This is a genomic window from Cellulomonas sp. (genome assembly GCF_017744555.1).
Taxonomy (GTDB): Bacteria; Actinomycetota; Actinomycetes; order Actinomycetales; family Cellulomonadaceae; genus Cellulomonas.
The window spans coordinates 28537-48428 of record NZ_JAGIBD010000040.1 but is presented as its reverse complement, the minus strand read 5'-3'; the positions used below and the strand labels follow the sequence as shown (position 1 = coordinate 48428).

Sequence of the window (19892 nt, the reverse complement as noted above, 5' to 3'; positions counted from 1 at the left end):
GTGCCGCGGCGACGGGTGCGACGGCGGCCGTGGGCGCGGGCGGAGCCGCCGCGGGCGGGGCTGCCGCTGCGACCGGCATCGCGGCGTTCCTCGGGTCCATCCCGCTCGGTGCCGCCGCGATCGCCGCCGGGGCGATCGCCGTCGCGGCCGCTGCGACGGCAGGGATCCTCGCGCTGACCAACGACGGCGACCCCGCCGCCGACCCCGTGCCGACGTCCACCGTGACACCGAGCATCAGTCCGACACCGGCCGCGAGCCCCACCCCAGGCATCACCACGACGACGACCCCGGCGCCCACCGACCTGCCCACGCTCCCGCCCGAGGACGAGACGACGACCGGCACGACGCGCAACACGACCGGCGGCCTGACCGCGGACGACGAGCCCGCCACGGAGCCCGTCGCCCCGGTGACGCTCCCGACGCCGCCGCCCACCGAGCCCCCGGCCGTGCCCGATCCCGCCCAGGTCGCGGTCGACGTGCCCGACGGCGGGCTCGTGCTCGCTGCCGGGGTCGCCGGGCAGGAGCTCGCGCTCTCCGTCCGCAACACCGGCGGCACGACCGTCACGAACCTCCTCGCCGAGGTGACCCTGCCCCCGGGCGTCACGGTCGACGCGGCACTGCCCGTCGTGGTCCAGGGCACCGGCCGCTTCGCGCCGATCTCGACGGCGGGCTGGATCTGCACCGACGGCTCGGTCACGGGCGTCGCGCAGTGCACCCTGCCGTCGCTCGCGCCGCGGACGGCCGCGCAGCTCGTGCTGATCGTGTCGATCGACGAGGCGTACGAGGCGGTCGCCGGCCAGCAGCTCGGGTTCCACGTGACGGGCGGTGGCCTGGACTACACGGCACCCCCGATCCCGTTGCGGATCAGCCCGTCGGCGGCCCGGCTGGCCCTCACGAGCGAGCCCGCCGCGCTCACGCTCGTCGCCGGTCGCGAGCGCGTGCTCGACCTGGCCCTCGCGAACGCCGGCGGCTCACCGGTGGGCGTCGCCCCGGCGAGCGCGACCATCGAGGTCCCGGCCGGTCTGAGCTGGGCCGTCGCGCCGGGCTCGGCGCCCTGGACGTGCGCCGCGGCCACGGGCGCGCCCGGCATGCCGCGTGCCGTGGAGGCCTCGGTCGCGAGCCCGTCGACGACCGTGCGGTGCGAGCTCGCGACGCTCGCCGCCCGGGCACCCGCCCCGCTGTCGCTCGCGTTGCGTGCCGGTGCGCCCGCCGCCGTCGCGGGCCGTCAGCTCTCGGTCGCGCTCACGCCGTCCGGCTCGCGGCCGGCCCAGACGTTCGCCGTGCCGTTCGACGTGGTCCGTCCCGCGCACCTGGCCGTGACCGGCGACGCGGGGGCCGCCGTCGCGCTCGGCCGGACGACCCGCGTCGGGCTCGCCGTGCGGAACGACGGCGACCTGGGCGCGTCGGGTGTGCACGTCCGGCTGGTCCGGCCGCCGGCGGTCACGTGGGACCCGGCGTCCGCCCACGACGGTTGGACGTGCACGGGGTCGCCCGAGCAGGCGGTCGCGGACTGCGTCTCGGGGCCGCTCGGCATCGGTGAGACACGCGGGCTCGACGTGGCGCTCGGGGCCGTGCCGGGTGGTGTCGACGCCCTCGGCGACCTCACGGCCACGGTCGACGGCGCCGACGCCGACACCTCCGGTCCGCACGCGGTGCAGCTCACCGGTACGCGTCCGGTGCTGCACCTCGCCGCGAACGACCCCCAGGTCGACGTCGTCGACGACGCGGCCGGCACGGTGTCGTTCGAGGTGTTCGTCGACGGTGGCGCCGGTGCCGCGGACGCGGCCGAGCTCGTGACGACCGTGACGCTGCCGCCGCAGCTGACGGCCTCGGCCGTCGTCGGCGGGCCGGACTCCGGCTGGTGCACGGTCGTCGCCCCCCGCACCATCCGGTGCGACTGGCGGGACCGGGAGGACCCCGACGACCGGGTGGTCGCTGCCGGCGACTCGGTGCCGGTCGTCGTGAACGTGCTCGCCGCGGGCAGCGCGCGTGGTGCGGTGACCGTGGAGGCGCAGTCGGCGGGCAGCCTGGAGGTCACCGGGAGCACGCAGGTCGACACGTCGTCCGCGGGCCTCAGCCCGCGCGTGCGGCTCGACGGCGGCTGGGCCGTGACAGAGGTCGGAGCGCCGCTCCTGTCGTGCCGCGCCACCGACCCGGTCTGCCGGTCGGCGCTCGAGAAGGGCGACCGCGACAACAACGGCCTCGACATGGTGCCGCTCGACGAGGCCCGCGCTGCGGGCGTCGTCCCGCCGAACGCCGCGGTCGCCGTGTCGTCGACCGCGCAGCTCGCCGTCCCGGCGGGCCGAGAGATCGCGTTCGCGGGCCTGTACTGGTCGGCGAACATCGGCCCGTACGACACGTGGAGCAGCGCGCGCGAGAACGCCCGGCTCCGCGGCCCGTCCGGCTCCTACGCCGACGTCCACGGCACGCTCGTCGCGACGCCGCACGACAACGCCGGCCGGCAGTACTACCAGTCGTTCGCGGACGTGACCGCGCAGGTCGCCGCCGGCGGTCCTGGTGCCTGGTCGGTGGCGGACGTCGCGGTGAGCGCGACCCGCAAGGACAGCGACCGCACCTACTACGCGGGCTGGGCCCTGGTCGTGGTCTACGCCGACCCCGGCTCCGACTCGGCCGTCACCGTGTACGACGGCGGGGCGTGGATCGGTACGAGCCTCACGCCGCCCACGTTCCGCTTCGCCGCCGAGGCCGGCACGTCGGCGCGCGTCGGTGTCGTCGCCTGGGAGGGCGACCGGACCAACGGGGGCGACCGGCTCGAGCTCGACGGCACGCCGCTCGTCCCGCAACGGTGGGGCGGCGCGGGTCCGGTCGGCGGAGGGTCCGGTGACAACGCGTTCGACTCGACCGCGACCGGGTGGCGGGCCGGGAACGCGCTCGGCACTGACGCCAAGGGGTTCGCGCCGACGATCCTCAAGGAGGACGTCGGCACCCTGCAGGCCCGCACGACGGGGGACCAGTACCTCGTCGGGGCCATCACGCTGCGGACCAGCCCGCAGCGCTGACGTGGTTCACCGCGCACCGCGGGCTGGTGGTGCACCGCGGGCTGGTGGTGCACCGCGGGCCGCCGGCGTGGCGGGAGGGTCAGTCGGCGGGCTCGGCGACTGCCGCGACGGCCGCCTCGACGGGCACGACGCCCGACGTGAGCTCGAGCACGAGCCCCGCGGTCTCCGGGCTGTGCAGCACCGCCGCGAGGACCGCCGCGACGTCGGCCCGCGGCACGTCCCCGCGCGGGACCGACGCGTCGAGCCGGACCGTGCCCGTCGGCTCGTCGTCCGTCAGCCGCCCCGGTCGCACGACCGTCCAGTCGAGGTCCCGCTCTCGCAGGTCCGCCTCGCTCGCCGCCTTGGCCCGCAGGTAGGCCGCGAAGACCTCGTCCGTCCCCGCGGGCGGAACGCCGTCGACCCCCATCGACGAGATCAGGACGTACCGTCGCACTCCCGCCTGCGCGGCGCCGTCGGCCAGCAGGCCCGCGGCCGCGCGGTCGACGGTGTCCTTGCGCTCCGCGCCGCTGCCCGGCCCCGCCCCGGCCGCGAACACGACCGCGTCTGCACCGGACACGGCCTCTGCGACGTCCCGGGCGTTCGCCCGCTCGAGGTCCAGCACCACCGGCTCGGCGCCGTCCGCCTGGACGTCCTCGACGTGCTCGAGCTGACGGACGAGGGCCACGGGGACGTCACCCCGTGCGGCGAGGGCGCGCGACAGGAGCCGGGCCACCTGTCCGTGCCCGCCGGCGATCGCGATGCGCATGCCGTCCACGGTAAGCAGGGAGGTCGTCCCCGGCGACCGGACGGGGCCGGTCGGTCGCCGGCTCTGACGAGCCGGTCAGTCGCAGGGCGCGGGTTCGAGCAGACGCAGGTGCGTGAGCCGCTCGCCGACCCGCCGGACGTCGCCCGAACCACCCGGGACGAACGACAGGGCCGTCGACGTCTGCGCGCCGGGCAGCAGGTCCTCGGCGATCTCGCGGAGCAGCTCGGCGACCTCGGCGAGCTGTGCGCTCGACGGGTGGGGGCCGCCCTCGTCGGGCAGGCTCACGTGCAGCACGAGGCCGGCGCGGGCGGCGGGCCCGTGGGCGGCTGGGGTCAGTTCAGCATTGACGGTCATGAGGGTGTCTCCGGTGGAAGGCGCTGCGGACGGCGGCGGGCCGTGGGGTGATCGGTCTGGTGAGCGTCAGGACCGATGACACGCATAGCGCGCGCATACGCGGACGAGCACCCATCGGGTGTCGTGCGTGCATGCGGAAGGAGTCACCCGGGCATGGTGGCACGGGGGCGGCGGGTGGCCAAGAGGATTCGTCCGGATCTCAGGTCGTGGACCGTTCCGGACGTGCGTCGGGCGTCAGACGATGCCGTACAGGCGGTCGCCCGCGTCGCCCAGGCCCGGGACGATGTACGCCTTGTCGTTGAGCCGCTCGTCGACGGCCGCCACCACCACGGACACGTCGGCGCGGTCGCCCACGAACTCCTCGACGACCTTGAGCCCTTCGGGTGCGGCCAGCAGGCACACCGCAGTGACGTCCTTCGCGCCGCGCTGCAGCAGGTAGTCGATGGCCGCGACGAGCGTGCCGCCGGTCGCGAGCATCGGGTCGAGCAGGAAGCACTGCCGCCCCGACAGGTCCTCGGGCAGCCGGTTCGCGTACGTGATGGCCTCGAGCGTCGTCTCGTCGCGCTGCATGCCCAGGAAGCCGACCTCGGCCGTCGGCAGCAGGCGCGTCATGCCGTCGAGCATGCCGAGCCCGGCGCGCAGGATCGGGACGACGATCGGTCGCGGCGACGCGAGCTTGACGCCCTGCGCCGCCGTCACGGGCGTCTCGATCTCGACCGTCCGCGTGTGCACGTCGCGCGTCGCCTCGTACGCGAGGAGCGTGACGAGCTCGTCGACGAGGAGGCGGAACGTCGGGGACGGGGTGTTCCTGTCCCGCAGGACGGTGAGCTTGTGGGCGACGAGCGGGTGGTCCGCGACGTGCAGGCGCATGCGCACAACCTACCGGTCGTCCACTTGGTGGACATCGCCGCTGGTCCCTTCCCTTGGCGCGTCGGTGCGGGATCATGGCGCGATGACGGACGGAGAGCCACGGCGGGCGGTCCTGGATGTCGACGCATGGGCGATGGGGCTCGCGCTCGACGAGGCCCGGCGCGCCTCGCTGGCCGGCGACGTGCCCGTCGGGGCCGTCGTCGTCGGGCCGGACGGCTCGGTCGTCGGGCGCGGGCACAACGTCCGCGAGGCGCTCGCGGACCCCACCGGGCACGCGGAGGTCGTCGCGCTGCGGGCCGCCGCCGACCGGCTCGGGCGGTGGCGGCTGGACGACTGCACGCTCGTCGTGACGCTGGAGCCCTGCCTGATGTGCGCCGGGGCGACCGTGCTGGCCCGCATCCCGCGGCTCGTGCTCGGGGCGTGGGACCCCAAGGCCGGCGCGTGCGGGTCGCAGTTCGACGTCGTGCGGGACCGGCGACTGAACCACCGGGTGGAGGTCGTCGGGGGAGTGCGGGGGGACGAGGCCGGCTGGCTGCTGCGGGCGTTCTTCGACGCGCAGCGGACGGACGGGTTCTGAGCCGTCCGTTCTGGTTGCTGCCTGCCCGCCTGCCGGCCGTCCTGCCGCTTGCCTGGCCTGCCGCTTGCCCGCCTGCCGTCGAGGTCGTGACTTGTCGTCGACTTCGTGGGTTGTGGGGCACGAAGTGGACTACAACCTACGAACTCGGGCTCAGCGGGGTGTCGGGAGGGACTCCGCGAGGTCCGTCAGGGTCTCCGACGTGCCCGCGTCGAGCGTGACCGTCGCGTAGCGGTCGCCGCGTGTGGCACCGCGGTTGACGACGACCACGGGCTTGCCCGTCTGCGCCGCGTGCCGCACGAACCGCAGACCCGACTGGACGGTGAGCGACGACCCCGCGACGAGCAGTGCGTCACCCTCGTCGACCAGCGCGTACGCCCGCTCGACGCGCTCCTTCGGCACCGTCTCGCCGAAGTAGACGATGTCGGGCTTGAGCATCCCGCCGCATCGTGCGCAGTCCGCGACCTTGAAGTGGCTGGTCTGCTCGATGACCGCGTCGGCGTCCGGGGCGATCTCGACGTCCGCCACCACGTCGTCCACGAAGTGCGGGTTGAGCTGGTCGAGGCGTGCCGCCAGCTCGCTCCTGGCGATGACCGTGCCGCAGCTCAGGCAGACCACCCGGTCGTAGCGGCCGTGCAGATCGATCACATGTTTCGATCCGGCGGCCTCGTGCAGCAGGTCGACGTTCTGCGTGATCACCCCGTGCACCACCCCGCGGTGCTCCAACTCGGCCAGTGCCCTGTGGCCGGCGTTCGGGAGCGTGCGGTGCACGTGCCGCCAGCCGACGTGGTTCCGCGCCCAGTAGTGCCTTCTGAAGCCCTCGTCGCCGGTGAACTGCTGGAACGTCATCGGGGTCCGCTGCGGCGAGTTCGGGCCGCGGTAGTCGGGGATGCCCGAGTCCGTCGAGACACCCGCACCCGTGAGGACGGCCAGCCGGTGGCCGCTCAGGGCGTCGATGACGTCCGCCAGGGAACCGGCAGTGAGGGGGCGGGCGTCCGTGGTGCTCATGTGTCTCACGGTAGGACTCCGTCGCCGCGGCGGCCCCTGGGTGGACCCGGATTCGGAGCACCGCCTCCGACCGGGTACTCTTCTGCGCGAGGTAGCGTGTCCGAGCGGCCTAAGGAGCACGCCTCGAAAGCGTGTGTGGGTGAAAGTCCACCGTGGGTTCAAATCCCACCGCTACCGCCAACCGAAGGGCCCCACCCGCATGATCATGCGGATGTGGGGCCCTTCGTCGTTCCCCGCCCACCACTTGGTCGCCTCATCGTGCCCGGGCGGTCTCCTCGGTCTCCGAGACCGACGCCTGAGGTGCCACGCCAGCCGCCGCCAGCGCCGCGTCGACCCGGGCCTGGACCTGCCGGGCGGTGCGCCGCCGCTGCCACCGCACGACGAGCACCCCGCCGCTGACGAGGAGCACGAGCAGCAACCAGGACCAGGGCGGTGTCCACACGATGACGGCGGTGGAGGTGGGCCGCAGGGGTGCGTCGACGACGTCCTCGCCGACGACCAGGGGTGTCACGTCGACGTGGCCGCCCGCCCGCACCAGGGGCCACGCGCGGAGCGTCACGTCGACGGGCGCGGACCGCTGGGGGAGGACCTCGCGCACCGAGGAGGTCGACGAGACGGCCGCCGCCCCGCCCGGCCCAGCGAGGGTCACGGCGGATCGTGCCCCCAACCGCACGTCGCCGGTGTTCCGCAGCACGTACGTCACGTGCACCACGCCGGGTGAGAACGGGTTCCAGGAGGGCGACCACCAGGCGTGCACGTCATCAGCCACCATCCCCGCGGAGATCGTTCCGGTGACTCGCAGGTGCAGGCGGACCCCGACGCGCGCGGCGAGCTGCACGGCGCCAGGGTCGTCGATGAGCTCGGCGACGACCCCCACTGGGTGGTCGCCCGGGGTGGCGCCGGCGGGGACGGCGATGGTGAGCGGGATGGTCACGGCAGCGGTCGCGGCGAGGGTGACCCGCAGCCGGCCGTCGTCCAAGGACTCGACCCCCGAGGGCGCGGTCAGCAAGACCCAGGCGCCGCCGTCCGACCGGCCGTCGTCTTCGGGTCGAACGTCGAAGTCGCCCGCGGGGCTGACGGTCCCGTCTCCGGCGTAGACGACGAACGTGGCGTCGTGGTCGCTGAAGTTGGTCACGGTGACGTGGTCTGTGACGGTCGCCCCGGGGTCGAGGGTGTGGCGGAGCGAGATCCGTCCGTCGGGGCCGTCGGCTGTCGCGGGTTGGACGGTCCACGTGACGGTGCCGCCGGGGTCGGTGGGCGCCGCCGACGCGGGGCCACCCGTCAGCAAGGTCAGGAGCGCGAGGAGCGCGGCGGGAAGAACGGCGATGCGCATGGGGTCTCCCACGGCCGGCGCGCGGTGGGGTGTTCCACCGCGCGCCGGCCTTGTCGGGTCGTGAGTCGGTCGGGCGAGCCGGGAGCCGACCTGGCCGAATCGCACGCCCGAACGGGTGCGATCCGGCCAGGCCAGCCGTCTCCGCCGGTCAGTCCACCGGGAACAGCGAGAGCGTCAACGTGCCCGAGTAGGTGCCTGGCGTGGTGTCGACCGGCACCTCGAGCGCGAGGTCCGCGCCGAGGGTCGCCGAGCCGAACCGGCCTTCGGGTGTCGCGGACGCGAGCCGCCCGGGCACCACGAGACCCTCACCGCCGCCGAGTGCCGTCGCGCGCGCGGGACCGGCAAGCAGCCCGGCGCGCGGAGTGCCGACGTGCGGTGTCCACCCCAGGTGCTCGGCCCCGAGGATGCGCGTGCCGGACGTGAACCGGTACGCCTGCCCGGCGACCGCCCACCCGCTGGCACCGGCCTGGGACACCGACCGCGAGTCGGTCACGGTCACGGCCGGCAGCGCGCCCGTGAACCGCAGCCGGTCACCGGCGTTCTGTGCGGGCGCCAGGGTCACGTCGGATCCGGCGACGCTGAGCGCGAGGACCCCGTCGGCCTGCTCGGGGACGACGGCCGTGAGGTCGACTCCCGAGCTGGGATCGAACCGGAACAGACGCGGCAGGAAGTCGATGAGGTTCTGCTGCCACGTGTCGAACCCGTGCGGTCCGGCGGTGAGGCCCGCGAACTCGTGCTTCACCCCGGCGGCCTCGAGGGTCGCCATCGTGTCCATCACCGACTGGTACGCGAAGTCGCTGACGTCCCCGTTGTAGATCCGGGCGAGCCGCGTGTGCTCGTTGACGGCGGCCGCGTCGAACTCCGGGGTGCCGAAGAACAGGCCGCCGGAGAACGCGCCGATCCACCCGAACTGGCCGGGGCGGGTGAGCCACGTGACGAGCGTCCGGTACGCGCCGAGGGACAGGCCGGCGAGGGCCTGGTGGTCGGAGTCGGTCGCGATGTTGTACTTCGCGCGCGCCGCGGGTGCGAGGTTGTCGAGCAGCTCGGCGGGATAGTCGGACACGTTGCCGTTGCCCATGACCACGACCATCGGGACGGTCGCGCCGTCGATCGCGTGGTGGTCGAGGATCTGCTTCGCGCGGCCGACCTCGACCCAGTCGCCCCAGCTCTGCCCGCCGCCGTGGTTGAGGTACAGGACGGGGTAGGGCTCGGCGCGGTCGGCGTCGTAGCCCGGCGGGGTCCAGACGTAGGCCGAGCGCTCCTCGTCGGCCACCGCGCTGGGGTAGGTGAGGACGGACAGCGTCCCGCCCTTGCCCTCGGGCACGTCGCTGAGCATGCGGTCCGTCGTGCCGGGCACGAACAGCGGGCTCACGCCGGTGAGCGTGTTGACCTTGTCCTCGGGGTCCTTCTCGTCGACGCCGTCGACGACGTACCGGTAGTAGTAGAAGCCGTCGAGCGGGCCCATCGAGACCCGCCAGCGGTCACCGGTCTTCGTCATCGGCACGCGGAACCACGCGCCGTTCGGCGCCCAGTTGGCCCACACGGTGACGTCCTTGGCGTCGGCCCACTGGGTGCCGGTCTCGAAGGTGACGATGCCGTTCTCGCCGATGTGCGGCGTCGTGATCGAGCCGGCGGCGGGCGGTGTGTACGGCTCGTCGAGCGGCAGGAACCCGGCGCGCGGGCCGTGGTCGGCGTCGTCCTGGAACACGCGGGACGCGAAGTCGCGCAGGTCGGAGCGCCAGGTGTCCCACGTGCCGCCCGAGTCGGGGTCGACGCCGTCGAACTCGTGGTCGACGCCGGCCCGCTGGAGCGTGCGCAGCAGCGCGTGGTTCTGGTTGTACGACGGGTCGAGGACGTTGCCCACGTACAGCCGCAGCAGGTCGGTGCCCTCGTTGATCTCGCGCGCGGTCGAGGCGCTGATGGAGCCGTTCAGCCGGCCGGAGAAGGAGCCGACCGACCCGAACACGCCCGGGTCGCTGCGCAGCACGGTGAGGGCCTGGTTCGCCCCGTCGCCGATGCCCGCGACCGCCTGGCCGTTCGGCTCGTCCGTCACGTGGTAGCGAGCACGGGTCGCCGGCAGGATCCCGTCGAGCAGCTCGGTGCGCGGGTCGGCGCCGCCGGCCTCGGCCATGACGACGACCATCGGCTCGAGCCGTCCCTCGGCGGCGAGGTTGTCGAGCACCTGCGGCGCGCGGCCGAGCTCGGCCCACTCGCGGTACGACTGGTCGCCGTCGGCGAGCAGGTATAGGACCGGGTAGGGCTCGGCGCGGTCGGCGTCGTAGCCGGGCGGCGTCCAGACGAGCGTCGTGCGCTCGTCGTCCGTGACCGGGCTGTCGTAACGCAGGTCCTCGACGGCACCGCCCGACGGCACGTCGGACATCCACTGCACCGACGGCCCGGGCACGAACAGCGTGTTCCACGCCGGGTGCGACGTGACCGCGACAGGGCTCGTCGGCTCGCGGAAGGAGCGCTTGGTCCGGTCCGGCCACGTGGCCGTGTACTGGTAGTAGTACAGGCCGGGCGCGAGCGGCCCGACGGTCGTCTGGTAGTCCGTGCCGCTCGGGTCCATCGCCAGGTCGGACCACGTGCCGCTCGGGCCGATGTTGCCCTGCAGCTCGAGCACGGCCGGCTTCGACCCGACGATCTTCTCGACCTCCGCCTGGGGGGCGGTGAAGCGGTGGTAGCCCTCCGGGATGGTCGAGGCCCACGGGTCGGGCCCGGGGCTCCCGTCCGCGGCCCCGGCGGGCGGGACGACGACGGCGGCTCCCACCATCAGCGCTGCTCCTGTCATCACGGCCGCCGTGCGCTGGTGTCCTGCGCGTGGACGGCGTGGCCCCCTGCGAGTCTTCCGCATCAACTGCTCTCCTCGGTCGCCGAGGGGACCGCGGCACGGCGGCCCGTCTCGGCGCGGAGGCCGGGGCCGCCCTGCCTCCCCCTGGAGATGAACGCGGACGCCGGCGGCGTCCACGACGTGCGTCCCGGGTGATCTACATCGATGTAGACGCGGACTCCACGGCGAGCCGCGAGAGGAAGGCGTTGGTCACCATCCATCGGGAGGAGCGCCGGACCGGCCCATCTACACCGATGTAGAAGTGGGATGTCCGCATCGTGTCGGTCCGGGCGATTCCCGTCAAGGCATCGTCCGCGAACGGCCCGCCGGGTCGTCCGGGTCGGGCCGCGGGGTCGAGGTGGTCGCGGGCCAGCGGTGCCGACGCCACGCGTCCCACGTCGCGAACCCGTCCGGCGGGTCGTCGACCGGTTCGGTGCCGTCGAGCTCGCCGGGCGTCGGGACCTCGATGACCGCGGCCCACGCGGTGAGCTCGTCGTCGGACATCGGCCAGGTCGTGTGCGGCTCGGAGGCCTGTCGTCGGTCGAGCCGGGCCCGCTGCTCGGCGAGCGGGAGCGAGAGGTACCGCACCTCCGCCGCAGCGCCGCGGTCGGCTGCCGCCTGCCGCAGCGCGGAGCGTTCGTCCCGGCTCCAGAGGCCGAAGTCGAGGACGACGTCGGTGCCGAGCTCCAGGGCGCGCAGCGCGATCTCGATGAGCCGGCCCTCGATGACGGCCGTCGACGACCGTGGGTTCTCGAGCCCGTACAGCGCCTTGACCCACTCGTCCTTCGTCAGGCGCAGCGCCCCGTGCGCGGCCTCGATGCGCCTCGCCTCGGTGGTCTTCCCCGTGCCGGGCAGCCCGACGGTCAGGAACAGCGTCGTCATCCACCGACCCTAGGGGGCCTCACCCGTTCACCGCGCCGGCTCGGGCTTCGCCGCAGCTCGGGTCCGAGCACCTGGTACTGGACGTCTCGCGGCTGCCACCCCACCGGCGATCAGCGGCAGCCACGCCCGACCGCAGCCCCGTGCCTGTGGGCGCGCGTATCAGGATGGGATGCGGATCCTCCTCAGACGGTGGCGCCGCGTGCGGTGCGCGGTGCGCCCGTGACCGGGAGGCACGCTGTGAGCACCACGAACAGCCCCGACGACGACCCTGGACGCACCCCGGAGGGAGGCGTGCCGCCGACGGGCGGCGGGACGTCTGGCGGCGGGACCGCGCCCGGCGGCGACGACGTCCGCTCCGCGACGCCTCCGCCGCCGCCACCGGTCGGTGGGCCGCCGGGGTCCGGCGGTTGGAGCGGCGGGTCGGGCGCCGGCTGGTCGGGGTCCGGCGGGACGGGGCCGGGCGGTCCTGGCTACCCACCCGGTCCGCCGTCGAGTCGTCGGTCGATGCTCCTCGGGGTCGCGGCGGGCGCGGGCGCGGTGATCGTGCTCGGCGCGCTCGCGTTCGCGCTGTGGCCCGACCGCGCCACGGACGGGGGCGCCGCGAGACCACCGGCGGCGACGAGCGCAGCCCCGAGCCCGTCCGTCGCGACGCCCACGCCGACCGGGCAGACCGGGCAGACCGTCACGATCGTCGACCGGGTGCTCCCGGCCACGCAGGTGTGGACCCCGATGGGGGTGTCCTGCGTGACGGGCGACACGCTGAGCATCGCGATGAGCGGGTCCGCGTCCCACGACCAGACCCTCAAGGGGACCCTCGGGCCGACCGGGCTGCTGGACCCCGCCTACCACCAGTTCAACGTGGACGGCTTCCCCGACGCGAACACGTTCACCGTCATCGGCAGCCTCGACCAGGACCCGGGCACGTTCTTCGTGGTCGGCACCGGCGCGACGTACGTGTGCCCGCACGACGGCCAGCTGAACCTCGGCGTGAACGACCGGGGCGTGCAGAACAACAGCGGCGCGTTCCTCGCGACGATCTCCCTCACGCACGGCTGACGGACGCTCACGGGGCGACCGGCGCGACCGGCGCGACCGGCGCGCCGACCCCGCCCGAGGAGCCCGCCGCACCTGACCAGCCGGACCACCGGCTCACCGCCGCCCACACCACGGGCCCGACCGGCGGCACCTCCGCGTACTGCGGGTACCGCCCGACGAGCGCCGCGACGGCCGCCGCGTGCCGAGGACCGTCGTCCACGACGGACGCGGTGGCGTCCGCCCGCACCCACCAGAGCCCCGCCCAGTCGTCGGTGTACCGGTCGACGAGGAACGCGACGTGCGGGTTCTCGCCGATGTTGCGCAGCCGGCGCAGTGCCGTCGTCCGCTTGGGCTTGTGGTCGACGGCGTGCACGACGACGTCCCCGTCGAGCAGCGCGAACGTCACGGGGACGAGGTGCGGGACCCCGTCGAGCCCGGTGGTGGCGAGGACCGCCCGGCGCTGCGCCGCGAAGCGGAGCCGGCACTCGCCCGCGTCCATGTCAGCCGACGGTGACGACCGTGCCGCCGGGCGCCTGCCAGACGAGGTCGAGCACCTCGTCGTCGACCCGCACGCACCCGTTCGACACCTCGCCCCGGCCCCGCAGCGTCGTCGTGTGGATCGCGGTCACGGCGGTGCCGGTCGGCTTGTCGTAGTGGTCGATCGTCTCGCTCTGCGTCGACAGCGGCAGCACCCGCGGCGTCGTCGTCCCGGGCTCGAGCCACCGCACGCCCAGCAGGAACGACAGGCCGGCGGGGGTCGGCGTCGAGCTGCTGCCGGTCGCCTTCACGGGGAACGACCGGGTGCCCGTCGGGGTGGTGACGGTGATCGTCTGGGCGGCGGTGTCGACGTGGATGCTCCAGTCGGTGCCCGCCGGCGTCGTGTCGGCGGTGCGGATCCATGCCGTGCGGCCGTTGACCTGCGTGCGGTCCTCGCTGGGCAGCGCGCCGCGGGTCGCGACGAGCACACGCAGCCAGCCGTCGCGCTCGTCGAGCACCGGCAGCGTCGTCGCGACGTCGAGGGTCGTGGTCGGGACGACGCCGACGAGCGTGCCGTCGGGCCGGTCGTAGGCGGCGGCGGGCTTCGTGACGACCGCGGTCTGCCAGGCGCCGAGCGACGGGTCGGTGTTGCGCCGCGGTGTCAGACCGTCGGTGCCGGGCAGCCCGGCGACGATGTGCAGCGGGTCGATGACGGGCAGCGTGGACAGGTCCGGGGGCGGAGCGGGGGCGCCTGCCTTCTCGACGGTGACGGGCGCGTGGACGACGACGGCCGCGGGCGGCTCGACGGGTGCGGAACACCCTGCGAGCACCCCGAGGGCGGCGACCGCACCCGCGAACCACCTGCGTCGCACGCGCGCACCTCCGCTCGACGTCCACCCGACCGGCAGTTCACCTGTCCCGGCCGGTCCATCGTCCGTCAGCCGGGCCGACGATGCCCAGGGGTGTCCACCACGGCAAGCGGGAGACCGGTACAGGGGCCGCGACCCGCTGACGGGGGGTTGTCAGTGGGTCGCGGTGTCGGCGGCGGGGTCATCTGGTCCCGACATTCCTCGCATAGCGGTCGCGGCGCAAGTATCGGCCGCTGCGTGTCGACCGGGCGTGTGCGGGGTCAGCGACGTCCCGCCAGGTGTGCGGACACGGCGGTCGCGGTCGCGGCGGCGTCGCCCGGCATCCCGACGAGGTTCGACGAGCAGCGCCGCACCATCCACCGCAGCCCCACGAACCACAGACCGGCGAGCGGCGACCGGCCTGAGGAGTGTCGCGGGACGCCGCCGTCGAGCAGGTCGTCGGGCAGCCAGTCGTGGCTGCCGCCCATGCCGGTGCACCAGACCACCGACGTGATGCCCTCGGCCCGCAGGTCGAGCTCGTCGACGTCCCGGACGGGGTGGTCGATCGGCTCCTCGGGCTCGGCGGGTGCCACGTCGAGGCCGAGCCGCTCGATCGCCCGGTCGGCCATCGAGCGGGCCCGTTCCGCGAACGCCTCGGCGAACGCGACGCTGTCGCCGACGGAGCGGTCCACGTGCAGGCGTCCGTCGGACGCCCCGGTGACGCGCCCGACGAGCTCGACGCCGTCGACGGCGAGCCGGCGCAGGTCGAGGTCGTGGTCGCCGCCCGGCGGGAGCAGCGGGTTCGGCATCCGGGTCATCGCCCGGTCGGGCAGGTCCTCGGGTCGCTGGTCGAAGAACCCCGCCTCCCGCAGCCACTCGATCATGGGCCGCCCGCGGTACGGGGTCGGGAGGCGGCCGACGGGCGACGCGGACAGCAGCACGCGCCGGCCCGCGGCGTGCAGGTCCTCGACGATCTGCGCGCCCGTCTGGCCGCTGCCGACCACGAGCACCGCGCCGTCGGGCAGCGCACCGGGGTTCCGGTAGGACGCACCCGTCTCCTGGTGGATGCGTCGGGGGACCGTGTGCGCCACGGGCGGGAGGCGTGGCACGTTCTCGGCGCCCGTCGCGACGACCACCGACCGCGCGTGGACCGGACCGTCCGACGTGGTCAGCGTGAGCGAGCCGTCGTGCGCCGCGATGCCGGTGACGTCGACGGCCGCGCGCACCGGGCACCGGCCGGCGACGTCGTCGAGGCGCCGGACCACGTCCTGCCGGCCGGTGTACTCGTCGTCGGGCAGCGGCCCGAGCAGCCGGTTCATCGACCCGGGCGTGTTGAGCCGGAAGGAGTCCCACCGGTGCGCGCGCCACGACTCGCCGACGCGGCCGCGCTCCAGCACGACGTGCTCGACGCCCTCCGCGGCGAGGGCCGCGCTCGCGGCCAGCCCGGCGGGGCCGGCGCCCACGACGACGCAGTCGACGGTGCCCATCCCGGTCACCTCCAGGACTCAGGGTCCTCCTGGACGACCGTTCGCGTACAGATTGGTGACACGTGACACCTGCATGTGTCATCGTGTGGGAGCGCGTCCACAGGCGGGCGCAGCGCAGGCCGGGACGACAGCGTCCCCGAGGTAAGGAAGCCGCATGTCGTCGCAGACACTGACGTCCGCATCCACCGCCCCCGGAGCCGAGGACCCGGCCGAGCTCGAGGCCGTCCCCGCCAGCGGGCCCGTGGACCTCGACGGGCGCCGGTTCTACCGGATCACCGCGTACGACGAGCTCCCGCCGTTCTTCATGACGCTCATCGGTGCGAGCGACCTGTGGCTGTTCATCTCGAGCACGGGCGGGCTCACGGCCGGTCGTGAGGAGTCGGACCGGGCGCTGTTCCCGTACACGACCGAGGACAAGGTCGCGAACGGGGCCGGCCGCACCGGCGGGCTGACGCTGCTGCGGGTGTCGACGCCCGACGGTGGCACGACGTTCTGGCAGCCGTTCGCCGAGCGTCGTCCGGGTGACCCCGACGTCGAGCGGAACCTCTACAAGGACTTCCTCGGCACCACGCTGGTGTTCGAGGAGACGCGTCCCGACCTCGGGCTGCGTGCGCGGGTGTCGTGGCAGACGAGCGCCCGGTACGGCGTGGTCCGCGGCGTCGAGCTGACGTCGAGCACCGACCGCGCGGTCGACGTCGACGTGCTCGACGGCTTCGTCGACCTGCTGCCGTCGGGTATCACGGCGCAGACGCAGAACGAGTTCAGCGTGCTCATCGACGCCTACAAGCGGGCCGAGCTCGACCCCGCGACGGGCCTCGGCATCCTCTACATGAACTCGTCGCTGACCGACAAGAGCGACCCGAGCGAGTCGCTGTCGGCCACGGTGTCCTGGCAGGTCGGGCTCGACGAGGTCGAGCACCTGCTGTCCACGCGGCAGGTCGGCGCGTTCTCGCACGGCCGACCCGTGACCGCCGAGCACGAGGTCCGCGGCCTCAAGGGCGCCCACCTGGTGCACGCACGGCTGACGCTCGCAGCGGGGGAGCAGCGCCGCTGGCGATTCGTCGCGGACGTCGACCACAGCGCCGCCGACGTCGTCCGGCTGCAGGTCGAGCTCGCCGACCGTGCGGAGCTCGAGGCCCGGCTGACCGCCGACGTCGAGCGCACGCGCGAGGGCCTCGACGGGCTCGTCGCGACCGCCGACGCGGCCCAGCTGACGGGTGAGGAGCTCGCGACCGCGCACCACGGCGCGAACGTGCTGTTCAACGTCATGCGCGGCGGCCTGCCCGTCGACGGCTACCGGGTCGACACCGCCGACCTGCGCGCGTTCGTCGCGCAGCGCAGCCCCCGGACCGCCGCCCGGTGCGCCGACGTGCTCGCCGCGCTGCCCGGGTCCGCGGACATCGACGCGCTCGTCGAGCGGGCCGAGGCGACCGGCGACCCGGACCTGCTGCGGCTCGTGCGCGAGTACCTGCCGCTCACGTTCAGCCGCCGGCACGGCGACCCCAGCCGGCCGTGGAACAAGTTCCGGATCGCGCTCACCGACGAGAAGGGCAACCCGCGCGTCGACTTCCAGGGCAACTGGCGCGACATCTTCCAGAACTGGGAGGCGCTCGCCTGGTCGTTCCCCGAGTACGTCGAGTCGATGGTCGCGGTGTTCCTCGACGCGACGACGGCCGACGGCTACAACCCGTACCGGATCTCGCGGTCGGGCATCGACTGGGAGGTCCCGGAGCCGTCCAACCCGTGGGCGAACATCGGCTACTGGAGCGACCACCAGATCATCTACCTGGTCAAGCTGCTCGAGGCGTCGCACCGGTTCCACCCGGGCCGGCTGGAGGGGCTCGTCGACAGCGCCGTCTTCACGCACGCCGACGTCCCGTACCGGATCGCGTCGTACGCCGACACGCTCGTCGACCCGATCGAGACCATCACGTTCGACCTCGAGACGGAGGAGCGCGTCGAGCGGCGGCTCGCCGCGGAGGGTGCCGACGGGCGGCTCGTGCACGGGTCCGACGGGGACCTCGTGCGGGTCACGCTCGGCGAGAAGCTGCTGCTGCTCATCCTCGCGAAGGTCGTCAACCTCGTGCCCGACGGCGGCATCTGGATGAACACGCAGCGTCCCGAGTGGAACGACGCGAACAACGCGCTGGTCGGCAAGGGCGTCTCGGTCGTCACGCTCGCCTACCTGCGCCGTGCGCTGACCCTCGCCCGGGACCTGCTCGGCGACGACCTCGCGGTCACGACCGAGCTTGCGGGGCTGCTCGCCGACGTGTCCGCGGCCCTCTCGGCGCACGTCGCGTCCGTCGACGCCGGCTTCGACGACGTGGCCCGTCGCCGGGTGATGGACGCCCTCGGCGAGGCGGGCACCGCGTACCGCGCCCGCATCTACACCGGGTTCGACGGGCGGCGCACCACGGTCGGCGCCGCGTCGGTGGCGTCGTTCCTCGACGTCGCGCAGCGGTACGTCGACGCCGCGCTGCGGGCCAACCGCCGCGAGGACGGGCTGTTCCACTCGTACAACCTGCTCGACATGCGTGACGGCCGGGCGGTGATCGGCCGGCTCCAGGAGATGATCGAGGGTCAGGTCGCGGTGCTGTCCGCCGGGGTGCTGAGCCCCGCCGACGCGCTCGACCTGTTGCGGGCCGTGCGGCGCAGCCGCCTCTACCGCGCTGACCAGCACAGCTACACGCTGTACCCCGACAAGGAGCTGCCCTCGTTCCTCGGCAGGAACCTCATCACGGGCGAGCAGGCCGCGTCGGTCCCGCTGATCGATGTGCTCGTGCAGGCCGGCGACACCTCGCTCGTGCTGCGCGACGTGCGCGGCGACCACCGGTTCGCGCCGGGCCTGCACAACGCGCGCGACGTCGAGGCGGCGCTCGACGCGCTGCCGTCGCACGGGATCCCCGCGGACGTCGTGGCCGAGGGTCGGGCCGCGCTGCTCGACGTGTTCGAGCAGGTGTTCCGGCACGCCGAGTTCACCGGCCGGTCGGGGTCGTTCTTCGCGTACGAGGGGCTCGGCAGCATCTACTGGCACATGGTGTCCAAGCTGCTGCTCGCGGTGCAGGAGAACGTCGAGCGTGCGGTCGCGGTCGGCGCCGATCCCGCCGTCGTCGCCGGCCTGCAGGACGCCTACGAGGACGTCCGGCTGGGCCTGGGCTACTGCAAGACGCCCGAGGTGTACGGCGCGTTCCCCGTCGACCCGTACTCGCACACGCCCGCCGGTCGCGGGGCACGTCAGCCGGGCATGACGGGTCAGGTCAAGGAGGAGGTCCTCACCCGGCTCGGCGAGCTCGGCCTGCGGGTCGAGGACGGCCGGGTCGTGGTGCGGCCCGTGCTGCTGCGGGCGACCGAGTGGACGACCGCGCCCGAGGTGTTCCACTACCTCGACGTCGCGCAGCGGCCGCAGACGGTCGAGCTGCCCGCCGGGTCGCTCGCGTTCACGTTCTGCCAGGTGCCGGTCGTGTACCGCCGCGGTGCGGTGCTGTCGGTCGTGGCGGTGCTCGCCGACGGGTCGCGGGTCGACGGGGTCGGTGGGGCGCTCGACCTGGACGTCAGCGAGAAGGTCTTCCGCCGGACCGGCGAGGTCGTGCGGATCGAGGTCGAGCTGCCGGCATGACGGGTGCGGGCGGCGGGTCGAGCAGGGGGTGGCCCGCCGCCCGCACCCGTCGCCCGTCCGAGGGATCGACGCCCGTCGAGATGCCGCCCCTCGAGGTCGGCGAGACGATGCCATGGACGGTCGGCATCGTGCCGACCGGCCCCGAGGAGGTGGCCCCCATGGGTCTCTGGCTCATTCTCATCATCGTCGGCGTCGTGATGATCGTGCTCGGCGTCGCAGTCACGGCGGCCAAGGTGCTGCTGTGGATCGGCATCGTGCTGCTCGTCGTCAGCCTGATCATGGCGCTGGTCAGCCGGGGCCGGAGCCGGGTCTGAACCCGGTCTGAGCCGAGTCCGAGCGGGTCCGAGCAAGGGGGCGTCAGGGGGCGCTGCGGCAAGGCAAGGCGAGGCAGGCGGGCGCATGTGCGCCGGTCCTGCGTGGTTCTCGCGCGCCGCGGGGCTCGTCCGGAGCGGTGCTCAGGCGCGGGCGGTCCAGCGCAGCCGGCGGATCAGGTCGAAGGTCGCGAGCACGCGGCGGCCCTCGCTCTGCATCGAGACGAGCGCGGGGTCGGCCGGGTCCTCGGCGTGCGCGACCGCGGCCTCCCACATGGCCCGCTCGGCCGGCCGCCACACGGCCTCCTCGTGCTCGACGACGTCCGAGAAACCGGCCGCGACCAGCGCGGCGAGCACGTCCTGACGCAGCCGCGCCGGGACGCGGTCGTCGTCGCGGTCGCGCGCAGCCCAGCCGGTGAGCACGACCGCACCACCCGGCGCGACGACGCGACGCAGCTCGGCGGCGCCCGCGGCGAGCGGGTCGGCGAACTGGACCGAGTCG

14 protein-coding genes, 1 tRNA gene and 2 pseudogenes are annotated in these 19892 nt (G+C 74.2%); 6 read left to right on the top strand and 11 right to left on the bottom strand.

Going from position 1 to position 19892, the window contains the following annotated elements; translation table 11 throughout:
• A pseudogene (locus J7523_RS18175) lies at positions 1-3020 on the top strand (hypothetical protein); the annotation flags it as partial.
• A gap of 79 nt (positions 3021-3099) precedes the next feature.
• Here J7523_RS18175 and J7523_RS18170 read toward each other — a convergent pair.
• The 3 genes from J7523_RS18170 to upp form a co-directional block, all read right to left on the bottom strand.
• Complete coding sequence (locus J7523_RS18170; RefSeq protein WP_291889871.1) at positions 3100-3765, bottom strand: NAD(P)-binding oxidoreductase; 666 nt, start codon at positions 3763-3765, stop codon at positions 3100-3102.
• Positions 3766-3840: 75 nt separating this feature from the next.
• Positions 3841-4119: a hypothetical protein gene (locus J7523_RS18165; RefSeq protein WP_291889870.1), complete on the bottom strand. Its 279-nt coding sequence runs from the start codon at positions 4117-4119 to the stop codon at positions 3841-3843.
• Between the two features lie 234 nt (positions 4120-4353).
• Entirely contained in the window at positions 4354-4989 is a 636-nt protein-coding gene (gene upp, locus J7523_RS18160; RefSeq protein ID WP_291889868.1) for a uracil phosphoribosyltransferase, read from the bottom strand.
• A gap of 82 nt (positions 4990-5071) precedes the next feature.
• Here upp and J7523_RS18155 point away from each other — a divergent pair, with 82 nt between their 5' ends.
• The gene (locus J7523_RS18155) at positions 5072-5566 is read left to right on the top strand and encodes a nucleoside deaminase (protein WP_291889866.1); all 495 of its coding nucleotides are present in this window, start codon (positions 5072-5074) and stop codon (positions 5564-5566) included.
• A 150-nt stretch (positions 5567-5716) separates the two neighbouring features.
• Here J7523_RS18155 and J7523_RS18150 read toward each other — a convergent pair whose 3' ends face one another.
• Complete coding sequence (locus tag J7523_RS18150; RefSeq protein ID WP_291889865.1) at positions 5717-6571, bottom strand: NAD-dependent protein deacetylase; 855 nt, start codon at positions 6569-6571, stop codon at positions 5717-5719.
• 90 nt (positions 6572-6661) lie between these two features.
• Here J7523_RS18150 and J7523_RS18145 point away from each other — a divergent pair.
• A tRNA-Ser gene (locus J7523_RS18145) sits at positions 6662-6751 on the top strand.
• 73 nt (positions 6752-6824) lie between these two features.
• On the opposite strand, the gene J7523_RS18140 is transcribed toward J7523_RS18145, so the two are convergent.
• The 3 genes from J7523_RS18140 to J7523_RS18130 form a co-directional block, all read right to left on the bottom strand.
• On the bottom strand, positions 6825-7904 hold the full coding sequence (locus J7523_RS18140) for a hypothetical protein (RefSeq protein ID WP_291889864.1): 1080 nt from the start codon (positions 7902-7904) through the stop codon (positions 6825-6827).
• Between the two features lie 148 nt (positions 7905-8052).
• Entirely contained in the window at positions 8053-10677 is a 2625-nt protein-coding gene (locus tag J7523_RS18135) for an alpha/beta hydrolase-fold protein (RefSeq protein WP_291889862.1), read from the bottom strand.
• 357 nt (positions 10678-11034) lie between these two features.
• Complete coding sequence (locus J7523_RS18130) at positions 11035-11616, bottom strand: ATP-binding protein (protein ID WP_291889860.1); 582 nt, start codon at positions 11614-11616, stop codon at positions 11035-11037.
• Positions 11617-12120: 504 nt separating this feature from the next.
• Between J7523_RS18130 and J7523_RS18125 the strand changes: the two genes are divergently transcribed.
• Positions 12121-12672, top strand: coding sequence for a hypothetical protein (locus J7523_RS18125; protein ID WP_291889857.1), 552 nt, complete (start codon positions 12121-12123; stop codon positions 12670-12672).
• 7 nt (positions 12673-12679) lie between these two features.
• On the opposite strand, the gene J7523_RS18120 is transcribed toward J7523_RS18125, so the two are convergent.
• The 3 genes from J7523_RS18120 to J7523_RS18110 form a co-directional block, all read right to left on the bottom strand.
• Entirely contained in the window at positions 12680-13150 is a 471-nt protein-coding gene (locus J7523_RS18120; protein ID WP_291889855.1) for a TIGR03668 family PPOX class F420-dependent oxidoreductase, read from the bottom strand.
• A gap of 1 nt (position 13151) precedes the next feature.
• Positions 13152-14000, bottom strand: coding sequence for a L,D-transpeptidase (locus tag J7523_RS18115; protein ID WP_291889851.1), 849 nt, complete (start codon positions 13998-14000; stop codon positions 13152-13154).
• Between the two features lie 257 nt (positions 14001-14257).
• Positions 14258-15463 carry an NAD(P)-binding domain-containing protein gene (locus J7523_RS18110; protein ID WP_291889849.1) on the bottom strand — a complete coding sequence of 402 codons (1206 nt, stop codon included), beginning with the start codon at positions 15461-15463 and terminating at the stop codon, positions 14258-14260.
• Positions 15464-15617: 154 nt separating this feature from the next.
• On the opposite strand from J7523_RS18110, the gene J7523_RS18105 reads away from it, so the two are divergent.
• Both J7523_RS18105 and J7523_RS18100 read left to right on the top strand, forming a co-directional pair.
• Positions 15618-19079 carry a hypothetical protein gene (locus J7523_RS18105; RefSeq protein WP_291889846.1) on the top strand — a complete coding sequence of 1154 codons (3462 nt, stop codon included), beginning with the start codon at positions 15618-15620 and terminating at the stop codon, positions 19077-19079.
• A gap of 80 nt (positions 19080-19159) precedes the next feature.
• Entirely contained in the window at positions 19160-19393 is a 234-nt protein-coding gene (locus J7523_RS18100) for a hypothetical protein (protein WP_291889873.1), read from the top strand.
• A 141-nt stretch (positions 19394-19534) separates the two neighbouring features.
• On the opposite strand, the pseudogene J7523_RS18095 reads toward J7523_RS18100, so the two are convergent.
• A pseudogene (locus J7523_RS18095) lies at positions 19535-19892 on the bottom strand (hypothetical protein); the annotation flags it as partial.

Excerpts from the sequence above, each read along its gene's own strand:
- J7523_RS18150 (WP_291889865.1), bottom strand. The coding sequence starts at position 6,571 with ATGAGCACCACGGACGCCCGCCCCCTCACTGCCGGTTCCCTGGCGGAC.
- J7523_RS18110 (WP_291889849.1), bottom strand. The coding sequence starts at position 15,463 with ATGGGCACCGTCGACTGCGTCGTCGTGGGCGCCGGCCCCGCCGGGCTG.
- J7523_RS18135 (WP_291889862.1), bottom strand. The coding sequence starts at position 10,677 with ATGGTGGGAGCCGCCGTCGTCGTCCCGCCCGCCGGGGCCGCGGACGGG.
- J7523_RS18165 (WP_291889870.1), bottom strand. The coding sequence starts at position 4,119 with ATGACCGTCAATGCTGAACTGACCCCAGCCGCCCACGGGCCCGCCGCC.
- J7523_RS18155 (WP_291889866.1), top strand. The coding sequence starts at position 5,072 with ATGACGGACGGAGAGCCACGGCGGGCGGTCCTGGATGTCGACGCATGG.
- J7523_RS18140 (WP_291889864.1), bottom strand. The coding sequence starts at position 7,904 with ATGCGCATCGCCGTTCTTCCCGCCGCGCTCCTCGCGCTCCTGACCTTG.
- J7523_RS18105 (WP_291889846.1), top strand. The coding sequence starts at position 15,618 with ATGTCGTCGCAGACACTGACGTCCGCATCCACCGCCCCCGGAGCCGAG.
- J7523_RS18130 (WP_291889860.1), bottom strand. The coding sequence starts at position 11,616 with ATGACGACGCTGTTCCTGACCGTCGGGCTGCCCGGCACGGGGAAGACC.
- upp (WP_291889868.1), bottom strand. The coding sequence starts at position 4,989 with ATGCGCCTGCACGTCGCGGACCACCCGCTCGTCGCCCACAAGCTCACC.
- J7523_RS18125 (WP_291889857.1), top strand. The coding sequence starts at position 12,121 with ATGCTCCTCGGGGTCGCGGCGGGCGCGGGCGCGGTGATCGTGCTCGGC.
- J7523_RS18120 (WP_291889855.1), bottom strand. The coding sequence starts at position 13,150 with ATGGACGCGGGCGAGTGCCGGCTCCGCTTCGCGGCGCAGCGCCGGGCG.
- J7523_RS18100 (WP_291889873.1), top strand. The coding sequence starts at position 19,160 with ATGCCGCCCCTCGAGGTCGGCGAGACGATGCCATGGACGGTCGGCATC.
- J7523_RS18170 (WP_291889871.1), bottom strand. The coding sequence starts at position 3,765 with ATGCGCATCGCGATCGCCGGCGGGCACGGACAGGTGGCCCGGCTCCTG.